The organism is Pseudoalteromonas sp. DY56-GL79 (assembly GCF_041414765.1).
GTDB classification, from domain to species: domain Bacteria; phylum Pseudomonadota; class Gammaproteobacteria; order Enterobacterales; family Alteromonadaceae; genus Pseudoalteromonas; species Pseudoalteromonas piscicida.
Genome location: NZ_JANHZS010000005.1, coordinates 24,907 through 46,377 on the forward strand (window position 1 = coordinate 24,907; position 21,471 = coordinate 46,377).

15 protein-coding genes are annotated in these 21,471 nt (G+C 42.9%); all 15 read right to left on the reverse strand.

The genetic code is table 11. The annotated features are described in order from the left end of the window. Positions 1-101: 101 nt before the first annotated feature. The 15 genes from NO992_RS04790 to tssE all read right to left on the reverse strand — a co-directional run bounded on the left by NO992_RS04790 (position 102) and on the right by tssE (position 21,447). Complete coding sequence (locus tag NO992_RS04790; RefSeq protein ID WP_371374806.1) at positions 102-2,609, reverse strand: DUF5666 domain-containing protein; 2,508 nt, start codon at positions 2,607-2,609, stop codon at positions 102-104. Between the two features lie 217 nt (positions 2,610-2,826). Beyond that, positions 2,827-3,783: a hypothetical protein gene (locus NO992_RS04795; RefSeq protein WP_371374809.1), complete on the reverse strand. Its 957-nt coding sequence runs from the start codon at positions 3,781-3,783 to the stop codon at positions 2,827-2,829. 122 nt (positions 3,784-3,905) lie between these two features. Next, complete coding sequence (locus tag NO992_RS04800; RefSeq protein WP_371374812.1) at positions 3,906-4,865, reverse strand: hypothetical protein; 960 nt, start codon at positions 4,863-4,865, stop codon at positions 3,906-3,908. 32 nt (positions 4,866-4,897) lie between these two features. Further along, positions 4,898-5,815, reverse strand: coding sequence for a hypothetical protein (locus NO992_RS04805; RefSeq protein WP_371374815.1), 918 nt, complete (start codon positions 5,813-5,815; stop codon positions 4,898-4,900). 56 nt (positions 5,816-5,871) lie between these two features. Continuing rightward, complete coding sequence (locus NO992_RS04810) at positions 5,872-8,967, reverse strand: hypothetical protein (RefSeq protein ID WP_371374818.1); 3,096 nt, start codon at positions 8,965-8,967, stop codon at positions 5,872-5,874. A gap of 6 nt (positions 8,968-8,973) precedes the next feature. Next, positions 8,974-10,050 carry a DUF4150 domain-containing protein gene (locus tag NO992_RS04815; protein WP_371374821.1) on the reverse strand — a complete coding sequence of 359 codons (1,077 nt, stop codon included), beginning with the start codon at positions 10,048-10,050 and terminating at the stop codon, positions 8,974-8,976. Beyond that, on the reverse strand, positions 10,047-10,949 hold the full coding sequence (locus tag NO992_RS04820; RefSeq protein WP_371374824.1) for a hypothetical protein: 903 nt from the start codon (positions 10,947-10,949) through the stop codon (positions 10,047-10,049). Before NO992_RS04820 ends, NO992_RS04815 begins: the two co-directional genes overlap by 4 nt. Next, positions 10,939-11,979 carry a DUF2169 domain-containing protein gene (locus NO992_RS04825; RefSeq protein WP_371374827.1) on the reverse strand — a complete coding sequence of 347 codons (1,041 nt, stop codon included), beginning with the start codon at positions 11,977-11,979 and terminating at the stop codon, positions 10,939-10,941. The genes NO992_RS04820 and NO992_RS04825 overlap by 11 nt, the downstream gene beginning before the upstream one ends. Beyond that, positions 11,966-13,117 carry a hypothetical protein gene (locus NO992_RS04830; protein WP_371374829.1) on the reverse strand — a complete coding sequence of 384 codons (1,152 nt, stop codon included), beginning with the start codon at positions 13,115-13,117 and terminating at the stop codon, positions 11,966-11,968. Before NO992_RS04830 ends, NO992_RS04825 begins: the two co-directional genes overlap by 14 nt. A 17-nt stretch (positions 13,118-13,134) precedes the next feature. Further along, on the reverse strand, positions 13,135-13,557 hold the full coding sequence (locus NO992_RS04835; RefSeq protein WP_045963381.1) for a hypothetical protein: 423 nt from the start codon (positions 13,555-13,557) through the stop codon (positions 13,135-13,137). A 16-nt stretch (positions 13,558-13,573) separates the two neighbouring features. Then, a complete protein-coding gene (locus tag NO992_RS04840; RefSeq protein ID WP_371374832.1) occupies positions 13,574-15,613 on the reverse strand; it encodes a type VI secretion system Vgr family protein in 2,040 nt (679 codons plus the stop codon). A 26-nt stretch (positions 15,614-15,639) separates the two neighbouring features. Further along, positions 15,640-18,327, reverse strand: a complete 2,688-nt coding sequence (gene tssH, locus NO992_RS04845) for a type VI secretion system ATPase TssH (protein ID WP_371374835.1) — start codon at positions 18,325-18,327, stop codon at positions 15,640-15,642. Positions 18,328-18,355: 28 nt separating this feature from the next. Continuing rightward, positions 18,356-19,321, reverse strand: coding sequence for a type VI secretion system baseplate subunit TssG (tssG, locus tag NO992_RS04850; RefSeq protein WP_371374839.1), 966 nt, complete (start codon positions 19,319-19,321; stop codon positions 18,356-18,358). Then, positions 19,322-21,046, reverse strand: a complete 1,725-nt coding sequence (gene tssF / locus NO992_RS04855; RefSeq protein ID WP_371374842.1) for a type VI secretion system baseplate subunit TssF — start codon at positions 21,044-21,046, stop codon at positions 19,322-19,324. Beyond that, positions 21,046-21,447 (reverse strand): type VI secretion system baseplate subunit TssE, encoded by a 402-nt coding sequence (tssE, locus tag NO992_RS04860; RefSeq protein ID WP_039495807.1) that lies wholly within the window; start codon positions 21,445-21,447, stop codon positions 21,046-21,048. Before tssE ends, tssF begins: the two co-directional genes overlap by 1 nt. Positions 21,448-21,471: the final 24 nt, after the last annotated feature.

Sequence of the window (21,471 nt, forward strand, 5' to 3'; positions counted from 1 at the left end):
CGGTACTAAGTCAGGCGAAGTGAATTAACTTTAAAGTGATAAATATACAAAAAAGCCTCCATATTGGAGGCTTTAATTGCTTGCTTAACATTTAGTAATACTTAGTCTTCGAACTCTACTTTTTCTGCTTGAATATAAGTTTCACCATCCTCGGTTACTAAATAGCCCTCCACTTCAACGTTTTTACCCGTTGCAATATCAGACTGTTCACCATCTTCAAACTGAGTTTGCTCAGACACTTTAATCTTTTGGCCAAGTACATAAAACATGGTTGCTGAATCAACTTGCGTGATTGACCCCTCAACTTCTACGTACTTTATTGCTTGAAACTTTAGCTCTTTAGCAACCACTGTCACGCCATCTGTGGTGTACCCTTCGACTTCCACTTCTAAACCATTATCTAGTTTTTCAAAATTACCATGCTTAAACTCGGTGTTTGCGGTAACTTGAACACGCTGCGCGCCGAAATTGAACTGATAATCAAACGGAGAGTCCTTAACTAAGTCTTCGATAACCCCCGCAATCTCTACTTCTTCGGCATCGTCATCATCAAATTCAACTTTCTTAGCCAATAGTACGTTATCTTGGGTTAACACCCCTTCGACCTCAACAGAGACGCCATTAGCTAAGTTTTCACGGCTGCCATCTTTAAACTCAGTATTGTTATCCGTGATAATTGAAATGCCATTTACCATAAACTCAGACGCTGAGACAAAGTTGGTGACATTACCTTCAACTTCAAGCTCAATGCCGTCTTCAGATTCGATTTCAATTTTAAGCGCAAAAACTGAGCCGTCGGCACGCTGAATCGCTTTGACTTCAACGAAGTCGTCATTAACAAATATGCCGCTTTTAAACTCAGTGTTTTCATCAAAAAACACGGTTTTACCATTGAGGCTAAAAGTTGCATCGACAGGGTTAAAGTCCGAAACCTTACCTGTTAATTCAAAAGTTCGGTCATCAAAGTCGTCGTCCTTGTCGTCAACCTCTACTTTTGTTGCGATAAGTGCATCGCCTTGGATCACATAGTCAACTTCCGCGATATCACCTGCCGCCACTTTTTCAAAAAATACAGTTAGATCAACATCACTCTCAAGCTCAAGTTCGGTTGCTCCATTGATGGCAAAGACCAGTTTACCAACAGTGATAGTCTGCTCAGCTGCATTCACAGCAGTAACTTTTCCTTCAACTTCATGCTCTTGCTGATCATTAAAATCACTCGCAGAGATGCGCTCTAAGTCTCTCACGACATAAGCACCTTCAAAGCCAAAAGCCTCAATCTCAACGACATCGCCAATATTAAGCTTCTCAAGTTTAAGTTCGCTGTCCTCAGCATCTGACTCATCTTCAAACTGGGTATAGCTATCCACAAAATAGGTGCTACCAAATACCGTTAGTGTTTGTGCTTCAAGATCAATTGCGTCAATTACACCAGTTAGTTCTATTTCTGACTGTTTATCGAAGCGTACTTTTTTGGCGATTAAACCTTCTTCAGTTGCAACTGCAAGCACAAATACACGCATACCGACTTGTAAGTCGTCATCGTCGCCTTTCTTATAGTCAGTCTCATCGCTCAATGTAAAAGTATGGCCGCCAATTGCAAAAGCATCGTCACTGACTTGCGTTACTATTCCTTCGAATTTAGCCACCGCTCCCGAAGGCGCTGAATTGGCGCTTTCAACTTCGATGCTGTCAGCAAGTAAAACGCCTTCTACAGGTAAGTTTGATGCTTCTACTTCTACTATTGCATCATTTTCTATTGTGCCTTCAACCGCTGTTGCTTGACTGTAGTCAACAATAAGCGCGCCTAATTTAAATGTCTTGGCATCAAGGTTTAGTTCAGAAACCCTGCCTTCAACCTCAAACTCGCCACTTTGTTCTTCAACATCAATACGGGTAGCGATGTATTGACCCTGCCCTTGATGCAGCGCACTGATCTCAACGAAGTCTCCCGTATTTAACTCAGTAAATGCGATATCTAGCTTTGTGCGCTTATCGACATTAAATTCTTGACCCAACACAGTGATTGTTTGTTTGGCGTAGTCGACTGCCGTCACTACACCTTTAGCGGTTGCGTCGTAGGTAATAGAGTCTGCAACCGCAAAACCACCATCAGCTCCTTGTTTACCTTGTAAGTCAACCTGCATACCAACTTTAAGGTTTGCTTGTTGCTCTGGTGTTGTTTCATAACGTACACCGTTCACATACACACTGCCGAATCCCGTTACCGTTCCCTTTGCATTAACTGATGTGCGGTAGGTAATAGTGATTGTTTCTTCTTCGTTGCTACTTAAATCAACGGTAATTGATTCTTCATTAGGTTGATAAAGTGCCTGATTTACAGAGCGAGAGGTAGCGGTTAGCTTATATTCACCCGTAGCAAGCGCATTGAGTGTAGTGGTAGTAGAAATATCTTCGCTATAGCTTGATGGACCTGTTAGCGTTAGGTCTGCCTCGGCACCTGCGGGTAAGCCCTGTACAATGACCTTTATTGAACCTTTGGCTCCGGTGTTATCGCCAGGTTGTGGATCGTCATCACTTCCGCCCCCACATGCGACCAGAAGGCTACTTGATGCCAACAATGATGGTAATAACCATTTTCTATCCATTACATAATCTCCTAAATTTTTGGCTCATTTAGTACATGCAGCTGCTTTGCCACAAAAACTTAACATGCACTCTAGACGGCCAAAAATGAATACCCGCTTTATTACTGGTACCTTGGTATCCACCTAATTGGAGACTGATATTAAATTGGATTGCTTGTTGAAATAGCTATCATACTGAGACCCGCGCAGCTGCAGATAAAAGTTTTTAGAAGTCGTATCACCACACTTTCCAGCGGTTTACTTGGCAGTCATCTGCATCAAAGTACTTTTTCATCACCTCTGGAAATGGACCATTGCCGTGAGCATTCCTATTCTTCTTAAACGTATACTCCATAGCTTTATAATAATAGCGGTTGATTGGTTGAGTAATATCCATAAACCTATTCATTTGTGACCAATCGTGAGTATCGCCACCTCCCGCAATACCTATACGATTTCCAAACCAATAGTGCTCGGGGTATTTTCTACAACTTAAGTAACCCGTTTGCATCGATGCGCTGCCTCGCATATTTTTTACTTCTGGACCAACAACATACTCTAGGTCTTCTATGGGGATATAAAATGGCTTTCTGAATAAGGTGTAGGGCGTTCTTACCAGTCCGGTATGACGGTTAAACTCGATTGCATCAATAAAACGAATTGCATTCCCTAATTTGTACATTATTAAAGGGAATGCAGTCAGTAAAAACAGCCCCAACCATGAATGCCAAGCTGGCATACTGTCGTCTGTCATACTTACCCCTAGCAGACAAATACCAATAATAGGGCCCAATACCAACCCATGTAGCCTAAGGGACCATAATCCCGGTGAGCGCGGTACCGAAACAACCCGACCATCGCATTGGCTAGGGTAACTTACACCACCAAAGTCATCTCTCGGCGCAAATCTGTCTTTACAGGGTTTTGCGTCTTTAAACTTACAACCGTTTAGTTCTTCAGCCTTGGCTAAGCGTTCCTTATAGCTTTGGTTATGGAGATGATCTTTTGTTTGTTCTTCATAAAAAATACCACTCCGACGATAAACTAATTGTCTATCAAAGTATGCGTCTATTTCAGCATCCTTTTTCTTTTCTTCTTCCGTAGCTTCTTCACGGTTATATCGTTCTCTTTCCTTAGCTCTTTCCTCTAAATATTCGTTTAACTCTTCTTGAGTCATCTCTTCAATCTTTTTCATCACCAATTCCTTTTAGTCAACCACTAGAAAGCACTTGTAATGATTAACGCCCTACCACACTTCCATGCGATTTACTTGGCAGTCATTGGCATCAAGTCTGAAGCCAGTTATAACTATAAACCCTATTCCGGATAGCAAAGTACTAGCTGTAACATTATCATGGTGAACATACCTCTTGGCTTGGGTGGCCGTTTGGGGTCAGGGGTCCATACTTCCCACGGTTTTGTAATTTCTGGTTGAACTTTGCCCTCAGACCAGTCAAACTTTAAAGCCTCCTGAAATATTTGCTCTTCAATTTCTCTTTGCTGTTCAAGACTAAATTGTGTCCAAAAGCCTTTTGGTCGACCATTGCTTTCATCAAAAGACTTAGTTAGTGGATCCAACTCTCGATACAGCTCGTACTCCGGTGTATCGGGTAAAGCTCTATCTTGCTCCATGTGCCTAACAATCGACTCCCACTCCATAAAACATCGTACTGGGTTTGATGTATCTCCATTCACTGATAATGTCAACTTCGCATTTGGGTAACGTTCTACATCTTTATGCCTGATTTCAATAAACGCTTTCATCAAAGCTAAAGCACCTAGCTCATTTTTAATTATGCACTCTATGTCATCCCAATCAAATATTGGATTGCCAAACTCATCAAGCTCTTCAGCATTTCCTATTTTCCATGTAAAACTTACTTTTTGCTCTATGCGGTCAAAATAAGCGCCCCTAATAGGCATTCGGTCATAGAACAGCCCCAACAAGTTAACCACGAACAAAGAATATATGGGAATTAGATAGACAATATACCACGTAAAATCCTCCTCCGAAAATAGTGCAACAAGTGAATTAAGAACAAGGATAAACCAAAAATAAAAAGATACCCCTCCTGGTATACAAAGTAAAAAGAAAAGAATATCACCATCCTTTGCTTTATATAAATACCTAGACTTTAATTTGAAGAAAACTTCACTCTTAGGATCGTAAAACTTTTTATAAAACGCTAGCCCACACCGCTCTCTATTCACCCCACCTTTAAAGCTATACTCGCTAAAAAATCGATTAAAGAAACTATTTTTCTGAAGTGTATTCACTATTTTCCTCCCTGAAAAAGCTGTAACAGCTGTTAAGGCAACCCCGTTAAAATTTGTATTAACGAGACTTTTATAAAGCTTTGCTTTTTATTGACCTGCTCTTGAGTCAGGTCTGGTTTCCACTTTAACCAAGGCTTTACAATTTCCTCACGTTCAGGGCCGTAAGTGAAGTTAAAATCTGCAGCGTCTTCTTCATAAAGTCGTTTTAATCGACTCTGCTCTCCCAAACTAAACCCAGCCCAAAAAAGCTTTGGTCGATTGTTTTGCTTATCAAACTCCTTGGTCAATTCATCTTTGCTTCTAGTAAGCTCATAAATAGGAATATCTGGTAGTGGTTTAGTATTATCCATATGTCGAATTATCAGCTCCCACCTTAAATGGCAGTACATAGCTGAATTTTGTATTCCCACAACATCCATACGAAGGTTTACCATAGGGTATTTATCACGATCTTTGTGCACTAAACGGACAAAAAAGCGTGGAACTCCCATATCGCCAATTTGCTCAAAAATTTCTGCTTCTATATCCAGCCATGGAAAACACTGATTGCCAAACTCATCCAGCTCGTCTGTGCCAACATCAAAACTAAAACTAACGGTTTGTTTAACTCTATCGAAGTAGGCATATTTATGCCCCAACATTCTCAAAAAGTATGGATAAATATTTAGAAAAAAAAGTGAAACAGCTACGTTGAAAACAAAGTGACCAGCAGAGAGCTCAATTATCTCTTCAAATGTAAAATCATCATAAAGAAAATAACCTAAAGAATCCAAAAGCAAAAAAAACCATAATGTACAGCATAAACCAAGAGGTAAAAACATCAAAAAACGTTTAAACCCTCCTTCATCTAACACCAAATGATATCGCCACCCATCCTTTTTTATATTTTGAAAAATCTTTCCGTCCGTTTCATCGTTAAGTAAGGCTACTCCCTTTTCTTTCGGCCCCATAAGGTACAGTATATTACACTCTTTAAAAAACCCATTATATCGTGTACCTCTCACTTTCAGTAACCTCCACCGGTCTCATAACTTTCATAATCTATAGGGAGAGTCATATAATTATCTAAAATCAACTTAGGACTTATACTAATGCTAGTTACATCATCTGGAATATTGAAATAGAAGTCACCTGAAACGTGCTCATTTTCTTTAGAAAAAGTAGGGTTATAATCTTGAGTTCCATAAACCCATGTTCCTTTATGCTTATTAAGTGTCACTTTATGTCGATACTCATAATTAACAACTAGACTCAAATCAGACACCCCAACCTCAAACCTTGGTGTTAACACCTTTACCAAATAAGCATTGTCTCCTAAGTTGGATATTGAGACTTTCGGCTCAAAAAGTATAGAGTTAATATAATTATGATACTTTTCAGGGTTTATAAAAGCTGGTAGATTTTCACCAGACTTTGAGAAGGGACCATTTTTAGCCCAAATTTCTAACTTTGACTCGATTAATGACTCAGCTACTATTGTAGTTATTATACTTCCGACAAGTAAAGCCCAACCTACCGGACCCATCGTGGCAGCAAATATACCATAAACCGCTGAAAAAAATGTCACACCTGAGGCAACTAACATAGCAGTACCCGCTACCGTATCATTTTTTTCTATAAGCTTAATAGCATCTTTAAACAACACCCGAGTTCCTATTGCGCCAACAACCCCACTAAACAACCTAAGCTTTGTAAACAATAATATTGAGCTACGAATTTTAATAGCATGTTCAACTTCTTTAACCTGATTAATTGCATTAAAAAGAGAAGCGGATGCTGCTATTTGAGCCCCAATTATCGCGACATTTTTTTCGTCCTCATAACTCTCCCCTTTACCTTCAAAATTCTTTTTATAATCAGAATAAGCAAGATAGGTACTGTAAGAAACCAACATAAAAACAATATGGGTAACAGATTTATTTATAAGCTGAGCACCTAAGTTTGCTTTTGTAGAGGATATTCCATTAATGGAATAGTCTCCGCCTAATTCTTGTGCCACATTAAAAGCAAATCCACCTTTATAAAGTGACGTTTTTGGCATGGTAAGCGCACTTTTACCCCTGAGCACGGAATCTTGAACCCCCTTAATATCTGAAACCCTCAGTGCTAAAGCTATAATAACCTCTTTGGTCTTTTTTAACATTTCAGCATTGTGAGGTTTGTTTCCAGGCCCTTTAATTTTTAGCTTTAATGCACCAGCAACAACTTCAAGATCTCTTTTTGCTATATTTGCTTGCTTTCCGTTACTTGCCTGTCTGAGTATCCGCTGAAAAGGTTTTTTTGCCTCGCCCGTGACAAGTTTCTGCAAAACAGGCAAATCAACGAATTCTTTAGTAATTGCGACTCTATCGTTTGGTATCGCTCCTAAAGAGTGAATCTCTAGTTCACCAAACCAACTTGGAGACCTCGCTTTTATCGTTGCACCAACAATATGTAATAGTCTTTCACTAGGTGGTATCTTCTCAAATTTCAGTACAGCTAACTGTTGCTGAAGTGCGACGTACTCTTGTACACCCTTTAGTGAAATATCAACTCCTCCTTTAGCAACATTAAAAATGGATCCTCCCATATTGATGTGCTGATTACCTTGGATATCACTTTTAAACTTTTTCGGTGTGAATTCGCCAAGCTCAGAGGAAATCAATTCTTCGTCATAAATGGAACTCTTGAGCATATCTCCGTAAGCATCTGGGTGAGCACAAAATAGAACATTAAAAAAGCTACTCTCATTGTCAAAATGTTGCCATACAAACTCTAGCGCTTTACTTTGTTGAAGCTGTAGGTCTTTTCTGATTCGTGTTAACTCTGTTTTGTTAACCATTGAATCTATGTATAAAGGTATAGAATCATCTGGCATAGTTAATAGTAAAAAATGTTCGGATGTTAGTCCTAGTCCATCATCAAAAGCCGATTGTTCAAGTGTACTAAAGTCGATTAGTACAGATTTTTGGGTCGGCGGGCTCGCAATATTATTTCTAGAACAAAGATTAGAAAGTGTAGTGTTCTGAGCCTCAATTTTTCTATTGTAGATATCATACAAGTTATTTCTAGCATCAATTATTGACTGCAATTCGTTAACAACTTCTTGTGGTTTTTCGCCTAGAAGATATTGCTCTAACTTATCCTCAGATACTAAGGCTGCTGCCTTTCTGAGCACTTTAGAAGTACTGTCATTCTGTTCATATAAGTTTGTTGCGAGTCTGTTTCTCATTTTTGTGTAATCAATTTCATAGAGTGACTCATCAAAAAGGAGCTTATGAGCAATTAATGCTGACTTTTGAAACCCATTTTTAGACAGCTCAGTTTGTCTATTTCTCAGGCTATGTAATGCAGCTTCCCCTTCTAAATAATATTTCTGCGCTATCCCCAAAACATCATGCAAATAAATACAGGGTTCACCGTCTTCGTTGGCTTTTAAGTTTTCAATACTGTCCCAATTGGGGGCTGATGAAAAATCTATGGTTTGCATGCGCTCGCTACGATAGGTCGAGGCTTTTCCTTCGTTTGGGCACTTTGACGTCATCGGCTTTTTATCAAAGCGGCTGTCATCTGGCTTCATATCACCCAGTGCACTGATGTAATCCCACGACCATTGCACGCGTGAAAAGGCAACTTGATAAGTCATAGTTTCAACTGAAGTTGAGTCTGAGAATAGGCCTTTTGCGCGAATTGGCAATGTGAGTCTTGGCATATGCGTGCCGTTGTTGGGCCTGAAGCTTTGACCGTGATACTCACGAAGGTCAACTTCACTGAGCATGCCACCTGAAATGGCGGCTATTTCTCGCCATAAATAACCATTAACAAAAAAGTAGTAGTAACCAACCGGCTCATCTTCTTGAAATTCTTTTTGATCTTTAAACATAGGCACGTATTCAGGAGCCTTTGCTTTGTTAATATCAAGCGAAGCGTCGGAGAACACGCGTAGTTCAACCGTCTCCACAAAAGGGATTTGATCATCCGGCTTTGGTGATGATGCTCGTTGAACTTCAGCAAAACCAAGTGGCACAGTACAATCTTTGCCATTTAATCCTTGAAGTTGCAATTCCAGCGTACAAGGTACTTGCTCGTCATTGAGTTCCGTATTAAAAATATGTGTGCCCATACTTTATTACCCTCCCTGCTCTAGTTTTTTTTGTTGTTTATTTGCGCCTTGCTTTGTCACAAAATTTCCCTGTGAAATAAGACTACGGCTGCTTTGGTTATTTAGACCAAATGCACTTTGGATTGGGTCTTGTTCTGTACCCGTTGCATCTCTTTTTGCCACTGACAGTGAGCTAGGGGTTGCACCGCCAGGTTGGTTAAGAGGAGAAGGTGGCGTGTTTTTACTGTTAGAGATCATAAGATCTCCTTGGCGAACGGCGGGTTTTCCTTCGATATACACATCAAAAGAGCTGGTAATAAACTCTGCTTTGCCTTTGATAGTGCCGCTGGCAATGCCTTTCTTTTTACCGGGTTGGTCACCTGTGCTTTTTGAAAAGTTACTTTTTATATTGGCTGCAGGGTTGCCATTAATTTTTACCGAGCTTGCCGTGCTCGCTGCATCACCTGATTTGGCGAGATTGCTATAAGGAATTGGCACAACAACCTTACCAATCTTAGTCCAGCACACATCTATGGTATTTAGCATGCCACCACTATCTTTATGGACTGCGGTGCGACCATTAATTAATACGTTTTGGCCGCTTACGATACCGACTTGCTGCGCTTCGCTATCCACGTCTTTTTCAATTTGTTCCTCAGTGCCAGCCTGCCATCCAATTTTGCGTTCAACCAAATCCAAAAATGCTCGAGCATTGTCAACCGGTTTGTGCATGTCCATGCCAGTATCTGGCTCTTGATGAGGTAAAATTGGCTCGTTTTTTTCATCGTTCCACTTAGGCGGTGGGACAATATAGTCATTGGCAAACTCAGTTATCATTTCACCCAATACCATATCGCCATATTTAGCGCGCGCAATCTCATCTATAAATGCGTTTTCACCGCTGGCTTTGTCAGGAAATACGGCAATCCCATTTACACAACCAATGGCACCATTATTTTTCGCTGCGATAGTAAGCTTTAGCAATGCGGGATTATTATGTCGCCACGACACGCTCCCACCTACTCGAAGCATTGCAGACATGGCATCTTGATCGTACTGAATCGAATCTGGCTCTTTTCCCTTTACTGCTGCGATAAAGCTCATAACACACTCCTTGTTACTGAGATTAATTGTGGTTTTTCTTGCTCTGTGATCAGCCACACTCTGTCAATATGGCGATTTAACGGGTTATGTAGATAACTACTGGCAACGGCAAGTCCCATTGCATTATGGCCAGCGCCAATATAACCAATGGTATTTGCCGTGTTGTTTAGCTCTATTAACGCGTCGTGCTCTTGGTACAAGGCACGGCTGGCATTGAGCCATTCTCTTTGCCACTGTTCACTGAGTAAGCGGGTCGAAATATAAGGCTCGTTTATCTCTGCGTGCAGCTCTTTTAATAGCTCACCTAAGTCGCCCTGATATGCTTTAATTTGGCATCCATCTTTACTCGCGTTTGCACCAAGCAGTACGCAACCGCCTTCACTTAATACAACACCTTCAGGACCGCCAACAACTTGTAGCTTGCCTACCCAGTTTGCCTTTGACGCTTCATCATAACCAACGCAACTATCTACAAATACATAGAGGCTATTTGGCGAGAGCGAATCAATATCAAGCGTTTGATGCAACTGAATATTGTCAACATTCAGCTCAAGGTGGTCACAAAGCGTCCTTACATCAGACAGCTCTATATATGGTTCTTCTGCTTTTGCGTAGGCAGTAATTAGATTAATGGTGCCGTCCCATGTGTTGGCACTGCCATCAAGCCGTTGCTTTGTCTGGCTTAATAAAGATTCTAGAATGGCTAAACAGCGGTCTTTACGTCGTGTGACCGAGATTTCTTCAATTTGTGCGCGCAAGTATGGGGCATCGAGGCTTCTATCGTATCTAACAATGGCTTTGCTTGGCGTGCAAAAGCGCATGTTGTTTGCGACCGCGGTATATAAAGCACTGTGGTGGTTACCGGCGGGGGTTTCTAGCGCGACTAATTCAAACTGCATGTGCCACTCCTTGCGCTTGCGCCTCTTCGACTAAGAACACACTGTTACTGCCTGTTTGGCTCTTTTTTACCCTTCCTCGCCATATTAATGAAAACTGTTGTGTTTGCGAGTCAATTACCAGCGTATCACACTGCATATCAATAGGCATGGCGTCTGGTCCATTAACCAAACGACAGCGAGGCATGATTCTGGGCAACGTTAGCTTTAGACTTTGTCCATAAGGTAAATCTGGTGTCAAGCCCATCATGTCAATCCACCAGCCATCACTAAATGGGTTTTGAGTTTGTTGGTCTTGCGGTGCGACTTGATAATGCGCAGCAGGGACTGCTTCTTTGAATGGGAACTTGCCCGCTAAAGCATGGGCTTCGTCAACCTCAGGGAGTTTGTCACTCCTCGGCGACCAAAATGGTGGGATCGCTGCAAAACTTGCAACCGCAGTGTCGTGACTCGGCTTTTTTAATACCTGATTGGCATATTCCACTTGCGGCAATGGTTGGCCTTTCGCTTCTTTATTTTTGAGCTTATAGCCACGACCAAGGGGATTTTGGGTTGAAACTTGTTCTTCATCCGACGGACTTGTGCCGCCATAGGCAAGTTGGTAATTTAATACACAGGACGATAATACTTGTGGATCGCTCGCCACGGGCCCGAATAGAGAGCGCTTCCACATACGCTCACCAGTAACTCGCAGTAATTTATTAACAAAGACCCTGTCATCACAGCCGAGTTTTAGTCCTACTTCAATCACTCGCGCTTGCTTGTCGGTTGGTGGAAAACAGGTCAATTCACCATATACTTCAAAACCGGTTTTATAGGGCTGAACTTCGCTAACGGCGGTTAGGCTGGCTTCAAGCCCTTCACCGTCAAAGTCATCTGCAAGTACAACAGGCGCTCCAGTTGGATCGGGATGCACATTACCCTTTACGTCGTATTCAAAGTTCTGCTTCACAGCGATGACTACGATGGGATCTTTTTCCTCATCCCAAGCCTCAACCGTGCTACTTTGCCACTCGGATTCATTCACTAGCATGGTTCAACTCCTGTTTCACTGATTGCCACTGAAGATAAGCCATCGGCATGTAAAAAAGCGCAGCGCCAAGTGCGTGCGAGGAAATTTTGGAAAGCTTGCGCTGTATAGCAAGGCCAGCCAATCCCTGCTGTAACCAAGCTTTTGGCTCAGAGACTTCACGTCCTGCGAGTTGATGTTGGGTATTTGCGGTTATTAAGGCTTGGCGTTCATACTCTGCTTGCTTAAAACTGGGTAGTTTTTGCGACTTTTGAGATTTAACCCCAGTTTTCGCATCACTTATTGCAAATTCTTCAGGCAAGTCGATAGCGGTGATTTGTTTCCACGCCTCGTAAGCCGGACGTGCGGTACTTGGAACTTCGAGTAACTTAACTTGATTTTGTAACGAGCGGATATGAGAAAAGTACGGAAATACTTCTGCAATGTAGCTTGGATTATGCTGACAATAAAGTAAGCATGGTTCATCCCATTTTGGCTCATCGAGTAAACCTGCCAGCTGCAATAATTTTGCTTTTAGCGCGGCATCATCGGTCATCGCAAACCGCTTTACTAAGTGCTCTGAAAGTTGCTCTGTATTACACAGCCACATATTTACCAATGCCGTGTAGGCAATTTCAGGGTTGCTATGATCAAGCGCGGCCATGAGTTGGTGGCGCGACAAGTTAGCCGTACTAAATGCTAAATAGATAAGGCTCGTAGGCCAATTTTCATCTGTTGATAAAATTCGCTGCCTGAGTGCATCACCAAAATCAACGCGCCATGCTGATAAGTTATGCATGAGCAGCTCAGCAAGCGCAGGCTCGCTGTTAATCGCCGTGATGATTTCACTAGATTGATCTTCAAGCGCTCTTGTACCAAAGAGATGGTTAATAAGTAACAACAGCTGAGGTGAGTCAATCTCTTGGGTTAACGTAAATACATCGTCAATCGACCCGTGCGCGATACAATCTAGTTGTGAGCGATTTATCCAGTGCTCGTCGTCCGTCTCAGCTAAGGTATACACATGATTTACTAGTTGTTTTTCAAGGGCATGTAAACGCCCAGTCTCAACTACTTGACGTGCATTAAACTTTTGATAATGACGCCAAAGCGACTTGAGTTGTTGACGGTGAACGGCCAATTTGGTTGCAGCTAAAAACATAGTCACACCGTATCAGCTTAATTTAATCGAATTGGCCAGCCTTGGAGGCTGAGATCTTGCTCAATATCGGCGTTTAACAGTTTACCTTCAAGCTGTATCTCACCATTGCCGTTGATCGCAATGCTGCCATTTTTGGTTTTGACACAGACTTTTTGCTCGCCATTTAACACCACAGTGCCGTTGTTATTTGTCACCGACGCCGCCGGAAAGTCTTGCGGTGCAGCTAAGCGACCAATAACGATAGGCATTGCCACACTATGTAGCAACACTTCATCGTCAATACTTACGCGTGTCACACTGTCTAATTGACCTTTAACCTTCATTTCTACATTAGATTCGTCACACTTCACTCGTAACACTTTGCCTAATTTATCAATGGCAGATACACGCCATACTATATTACTCAACGATGGTGGAAATTGTACGACATTAGTTTTCATAGACTTTGCTCCCTGCTTAGTTATGGCTAATTGCAGAGCCAGACACTGAAATGTTGCTGGCGCTTAAGTTCAAGTTGTTCGCATCAATGGTAATATTACCTGCCGCATCAATTTCTATTTTACCGCCGCCTTGAGAAAGCTGAATTGAGCCGCTACCTTGGCCAACGATAGAAATGTTTCTATCGGCATTGATAGTGAAGTTACCATTTTGCGCCGCAAGCTCGACGTTACCATCAACACTGAAGTAACTGATGTCTTGCGCGGCCTCAAGATTGATGGATTGTTGCGCTTCGAATTGAATATTGCTGTCAGCAGACTGAATTTTAATGTCGGTGTCTGCGGTGAGTTGAATCGCCTCTTTGGCATTGATCTCAATATTGGACTCAATACTTTGGATATAAACAGCATCTTCTGCGCGAATGCTTATTTCTTTGTCGGCTTGTGCCACAATATTCGCTTGTGATTGCAGTGTCATCGCTTCTTTCGATTTAATATCGATGTAACCTTTTTTGGTTTCAAGCTTGATAAATTCGCTGCCTTCGGTGGCATTAAATTCGAGTATGTTTTCTTGCGCTTTGGTGAACAGTTGGATTTTCTCTTCGCCTTGTTTGTCATCCATCAACAAGGTGTTTTCTGCCTTTGTGACCAATTTATTTTCGGTGGCATTCTCTGCAGTCACCGGGCTTAGTGCTTCATCGTTAAATAGCGCACCAAGAATAACCGGTCTGTCTAAGTCACCATTTTCGCCCGCCACCATAACCTCGGTTCCTTTGTTTAAAGGAAAGTGCATGCCGTGCCCGCCAGGTCCACCATAGTGCTGCATAAGCCGAGTCGGTTTACTCTCTTCCCCTTCACCATCTTGGTTAAATGGCAGCTTGACTTTATAGCGCCCTTTGTCATCCACTTCTTGCTCAATGGTGGCGTTAAACGATGCAAATACCTTTTTGCGCTTAATAACAGGCGCTTTAAACTGCACATCAATTGGGATAATCGTCGCTTGGTTTTTATAGGTTAAGCCTTTTACCTTGGAGCCGTATTCAACACTACCGCCTTGGCAGCCTTTGTGGGCAACGGACACCACTAAGTAACGACCACTATAATTAAGGTGATCGGTTATGGTTAAAGCTACGCCCGGGCGAAGCGCTCGACAGTCGGTATCGATTACAAAAAGATTACGCTGACAATCAATGCTTTGCTGGTGTACTTTGGTAAGTGCATCGCCATCTCCTTCAGTCATGAAGTTTTCAGCAAATATACTGTCTTCACCAAAGCCGCCAACCTCTGTTTGATTATTACTATTTACAGACAGTGCGCAGGCTTTTTCATAGTCTTCGTCATACAGCCTAAAGCCGCTATTTAGTAGGCTCGCTTTTTTAGAAAAGGCAAAGACAGACTCACTCGGTCTAACTTGTCCGGTGGGTGACGCATAAGGCAAGGTGATCTCTTCCATCTCTGAAGAAAAATCACTGCTGCTGCCAAACACCGACAGGTTGGCTTGGCTACCCGTTGACTCTGTGCTGCCGTAAACAAAACCGTAGCGGCGCATTAAACGCGTTACAAAGTCAAAATCACTCTCGTCGTATTGCACTGTCATGGCAAGGGATGGTGATGAAGCCTTAAATTGCAATTTTCCTGACGGGAACCCTGCCTTATCTAACACGCTTTTAATAATGGCATCCGCAGGCATGTCGGTATAAACGCGATTAGATCGCTGATGTTTGAGCAACACCAAAAGTGATTGAAAAGATAAGGTATAGACGTAGCCTTGATGACTGCGACCATGGCAAACATATTCGGTAATAATTCCCGAAACCGTTCTGTCAGACATGGCCCACGTAATGGAAAATGTAACATCTTTACCAATCACCAGATCAGGCTCAATTAGTTCTTCACTTAACACCTCAATATCGAAGCGATAGTCACTGCATAGGCTGTCATTCTGTGATTCAAAACTCAATACTTTAAATAAACTCCCAGACAGCCCCGCAATTTCGATTGCAAAGTGACTTTCGTTTGCCTTAGGCAGTTTATCGGCAAGTGATGCGAACATTTCCATTTTTGTCTCCTTACTCGTATCTACCGTTAACTTAAGTCGGCGAATACGGCTTCAATTTCACCATTTTCATCCAGTGTCAGCGTCAGCAGATCTGGCATATCTTCTTCGCTCATAAAGCCCAAAATTGAGCGAGCGATCCCAGGTAAAATTTGTTGTTCAATTGTTGCGTTAACCAATCTTGCACCGCTATCAGACATAGCGCATTTATCGGCTAGATAATCTAGCGCCGTTTGATCTACGCGCAGTTGTATAGCGTGATTGTCACGAAGTCGCGCCGCGACCTTCTCAAGCTTTAGTGCCACGATATGTTTTAACACATCAGTATCAAGCGGGAAGAAAGGCACAACCTGCATACGCGCTAAAAGCGCAGGTGCAAAATGCGCGAGCAAGTTTGGCTTAATTAAGCTGACTAGCTGCTGAAAGCTCGGTCTCTCAAACGCTGTTTCTTCTTCGTTATTGTCTTGTGCTTCTTCGTCTTCAGGTACACCCTGCTGAATGATCCCATCAACCATTTGCTGCATGGCCTGCTGCTCGGTTTCTGGTGTACAAGCATTGATGATTTGCTCAGCCCCTAAATTAGAAGTCATGATGATAACCGTGTTTCTAAAATCGATTTCACGCCCTTCACCATCACGCATTACGCCCATTTCAAACACTTGGTAGAACATATTCATGACATCTGCGTGGGCTTTTTCCACTTCGTCAAGTAACACCACAGAATATGGACGTTGGCGCACAGCTTCGGTTAACACCCCACCTTCACCATAACCCACATAACCCGGTGGCGAGCCTTTAAGTTGTGATACTGTGTGTGACTCCTGATATTCACTCATGTTTATCGTGGTTAAGAACTTCTCGCCACCAAATAATAACTCGGCTATGTGTTTTGCCGTTTCGGTTTTACCAACCCCTGAAGGGCCTGCTAATAAGAATACGCCCAATGGGCCAGATGAGGCCGATACACCCGCTTTTGCTACCCGTAAGGTTTGTGCAATCGCAGTCAATCCTGCATTTTGCCCCACAACACTTTGCGCTAGTGATTGCTCAAGCTTAAGTAAGTTCTCCAGCTCGTCTTTCACCATGTTACCAACAGGGATCCCAGTCCAACTTGCGATCACTTGCGCTACCGTATCGCTGGTCACTTCGGAGAAAATCGCATTATCATCTTGATTTAACGCAGCAAGCGCTTGTCTAATCGCAGGTTTCTCTTCGTCACTCGCACCGTGCAAGGCGTTATAAGCATCAATTTGCAGCTCTCGACTTTGCTCAAGCTCAGCAAGCTGCTCTTGAGCTTGTGTAAGCGCATCGGTGAGACTTTGAATACAGGTTTGATCTGCAATCCCAAGCTGTGACTCAATTGCCAAGCGTTCAATTCTGCTTTGATAGTAACGGATCTGCTCTTTGGCTTTATCAATCACAACAGGCGACGTTGCAGGTCCCATTCTGACCATAGCAGCTGCGGTATCTAGTACATCAATGGCTTTGTCAGGTAATTGTCTACCTGTGATATATCGTGCAGACAAAGTAACCGCGGCTTCAATTGCACTGTCTGTGATTTGAATTTGGTGGTGCTTTTCGTATTTATCTTTAAGACCCGTGAGCATGAGCTTTGCGGCTTGCTCGGTTGGCTCATCGACTTTAATTAATTGAAAACGGCGTTCAAGCGCAGCATCGCGCTCAAAATATTTTTTATATTCGCTCCATGTCGTCGCAGCAAGTGTTCTTACTTCTCCACGTGCAAGCGCTGGTTTTAGTAGGTTCGCGGCATCCCCCATGCCAGCGTCACCACCAGCACCAATCAAGGTATGCGCTTCATCAATAAATAAGATAACGGGCGTCGCTGAACTCTTTACTTCATCAATGACTTGTTTAAGACGACGCTCAAATTCACCTTTTACGCCAGCTCCGGCTTGTAGCAGCCCCATATCCAGTACGCAGATCTTAACTTCTTTGAGTTCTGGCGGAACTTGGCCTTCAACAACGCGCTGAGCAAGCCCTTCTACCACTGCCGTTTTACCAACACCGGGTTCACCGACAAAGATTGGATTATTTTTACGGCGACGACACAACACATCGATTGCGAGACGGATCTCTTCGCTACGCCCAAGGACTGGGTCAATTGCACCAGAACGTGCTTTTTCAGTGAGGTCTTCACAAAATGCTTCTAGCGCGCTTTCACCTTGCGAACGGCTATTCGACACCGTGTTGTCAGCATTTGGCTTACTAAATACTTGGCGCTCAGTCGAGCCTTTACAGATCTTATTTAAATTCTGCTTTAAGAAGTGCGTATCAATCTTGTCGAACTCGCGTGCCAGCCCAAATGCAGGGCTGTATATCGCCATGTCTTTGAACGAGTCAATAAGCGCAGCTCCTGTGATCCAATCATTTTGATGGCGCATGTTTGCACTGAGCCATGCTTTTTCTAACCACTCATAGAGGCGACGGGAGAAAACCGGCTTGCTCGGGTTACCAGCTTCTTGTTGATTGATAAATTCGAGCGCACTATTCCACAATGCGTCTTGATCAACTTCGAAGAAAGGTAAGATCTTCGCAACATCGCCGTCATTGTGCTCTTCCATTAACTTTAATAAGTAATGCTCTGGTAGCACTTCAAAATGCTTTCGACTCGCTGCGAATCCAGCCGCGGCTTCTAACGCTGTCGCGCTGTGATGATTGAGTTTGTCTATGAGATTCTTTATGCCTGTTGCGTCCATCTTTTAATCCTTGCTATTCCCGTTCGCATTAAAACTGTGATTGTGAATATATTTTCTTCTCTACGCGTGCGTTAACTTTACCTATCGCACAACTTATCCCAAGCTTGCCAGCACCTAACCGAGTTCCCTCGCGTGCTTGGCGATTGATCTGCACTAACAGTTGCCAATTCATTTTGGTGGAGGTGTGCCAATTTAATAATTGAGATAAACGTTTGGCCTTTACACCACCTGGCTCATATAGCTGCGCCTCAGCCTCGTCCATTGGACCAAGCTCAATGCAAATACGATTGCCCGTCACCAATACGCGTTTGCCCAATACGCCGTTGCCACCCAATGAAAAGCCGCTTTGCTTTGAGCCTAACTTACCCGCTTCGGTAATATCTTCCCACTCAACGATATTGTCTTTTAGCGTTAAGCTTTCGTCTTGTAGCGCTTGCTTTAATACTTGCTCAAGCCCAGCTGCACTGGTTTGTTTGGCACTAATAAGATTTAGTTTGCTCTTATCCGATTGGTTATTTTCAAATACTGCAGCAACTATCTGATCAAATTGCTGCGCACCTATGCCCGCTAGGTTTATCTGAGATTTCTTCCAACTTTGAAATAGCTGGCAATACAATACATGATTAAAGAGATCTAAAAATGCACGCGTTCTAGCACCTATCTCCTCGTCTCCTGCGGCTTGCTCTAATAAGTAGTGCGGCATCGCAGCGTCAACGCCATATAAACCGAGAAATGACGTTTCAAGCCTCAGCTTACCTCGTTGCCTTACTTGTAATTCGCAGCGTCTAACGTCTGAAGCTGGAAACCCAAGTTCTTTATACGGTGCAATTTCAACGCGATGACTGTGGCCACTTTGTAACTCGTTATTGCTAGCCCAGTGCTGTTCAATAAGCGTTAGCGCCTTGTACAAACTAAAACGCCAAGGTGTTGCCATCAATTTAGCGATTGGCTCTGGCAGTTTTGCCCAAATAGGTTGGTTTTGCTGCTCCATCATTTACACCTGATAACTATCGCCTGCAGTCACATCCCACTCCCACTCGTGGTAACTTGGCAGCAGCGTCACTCGGGTTTTTAAGCACTCGTTGATTGGTGCATATAGTTTAAAGAACTGATGCAACACATCGCAAAAATGGTAAGCGTCGGCTGTACAAACAAAGCTCTTTTCGTTTAGGGTTAAGTGTATCTCTATTCCTTTAACAAACACGCCCTTTTGTAGCAATGAGATAGGTTTAGACTCAGCACCTTGGATGCTCTCGATACGATTTCTATTTTCAGAGCGCTCCGACCAATCAAACAGGGCCAATAGCTTTTTCAGCTGAGTGGGCTCGGCAAGCTGAGAAAAACGCATATTTAACAAGCTAATGAGCTGCCAATGTAGAGCTTGATCAGGAGAATTAAGCAACTTGCTCGGTCTTACAACATTTTTAACGCTAAGTACCGACGGTACATCAGCGCTTTGTGCATTGATATCGCCTTCTTGCAGTGTTTGCCTTGGCCACGCTGCGTTATGCGCTAATAGATCAGTCGATAAAGTAGTAATATCACCCACTTCTTGCATTGAAAGCTGAATGTACGTCTGTGGCGATACCCCGCCAATATCACGGCTTATCAGTGAATACAAATGGGCGTTATCTTCATATACCGTGCTATACCGAGAAACAAAGTCGATGGCTTCTCCAGTGCTACTGCTTGTGCCTTGTACCGACTTAACGCTATAACAAAAACTTTCTCCAAGCTTATTTTGCACCGGATGCAGTTGGTATTCGGTTTGGTTTTCGCTGACTCGGATAGGCTCCGCATCTACCGGGTAGATATTTACCGCGGGTACACAATTAAGCAGGATATTATCCGCATTTACTTTGTTACCGGGCGGTAATTTAATATCACTGGCTATTTTGATGCTGATGGTATTAGTGTCTGGATCAATATTTAGTGTATCCAGTCCCGTTAGTTCAACAAAATAGAACTTTTCACGAGAGTTAAAGTAATCAAGCAGCAACGCATATGCGGGATGACTCTGTTCGCTATTCGGCAGCATTCCGGTGCTGTCTTTATGAAAAGCAGCATCAATTTTTGACTTGTTCAAGGTATATTGCGTCGTACTGCCAAGCTTTCCTGTCTCAACCTCTATCGCTGCGTTTGGATTCTTCATCATTTGATAAAGACTGGCACAAAGCGGCGTGTCACCACGTAAATACACCCGTAATTTAGAGAGATCGTAATCATCTAAACTGCCTTGGCCTAACCTCTTGAGGTGCAAGTTTAACGTTGCACCAGTGTGGATCTCATGATAGTCCACAGAGTAGATCTCAAACGGCAGCACTTTCGTTTCTGCGGTGGTAGTAAAGTGACAAGCCACAGGGGCGTTGTCACTTTTATGGGAAGAGATTTTCGCGCCTTTTGGCACACTCACCAGTCCTTGCATGGTGAGTTTTGGCGCAAACTCTAGCACCGTCGTAGACGGATAATAATTTAATAATATTGGGCAAATCTGTCTGAGTACCTGCTCAGACACTTCGGGTAGCGTCTCATCCAATCGCTTTTGCGTAAATGCCGTTAAGTAAGCGACTCCTTCGAGCAAGCGCTCAACATGAGGATCTCTATCCTTTAAAGCGTCAATATTTAAAAAGCCGGCGTGTTCAGGATACTGCTGAGCAAATTGTTTACCTGCCTGTGTTAACAGCCTCATTTGTGCATCAAAATATTGCTGCATATCCATTAATCTGCTCCTCCTGCATTGACGTTTGCTTTACCACCTGACGCAAACTTAGTATTCAATCTGATTATCTCGCCGGTTTTTAATTGCGCTCTTATCTCAAATCGAATCACACAGTTTTCCTCTTTTATGTCGATGGGTCGAACGATGAGGTTGGTAATTCTTGGTTCGTACTTTTCTATGGTTCTTTTTACTTCATTGGCAAGTGTTTGCTGCGAATAAGGTAGCCCTTCATATAGATCTTCCACATCCGGTAAACCATAATCACCTAAGTGCTCAAGCACTCCCCTACGCGCATTCAATAATTGCGTCAGGTGTTTACATACGCTGTCGCTTAGATGCGATAAATTGTTATCGCTATAGGCTTGGCGTGATGGCTGAGCTAGCAAATCAAATAAGGCCATAGAAAAATACGCTCTCTATTCATT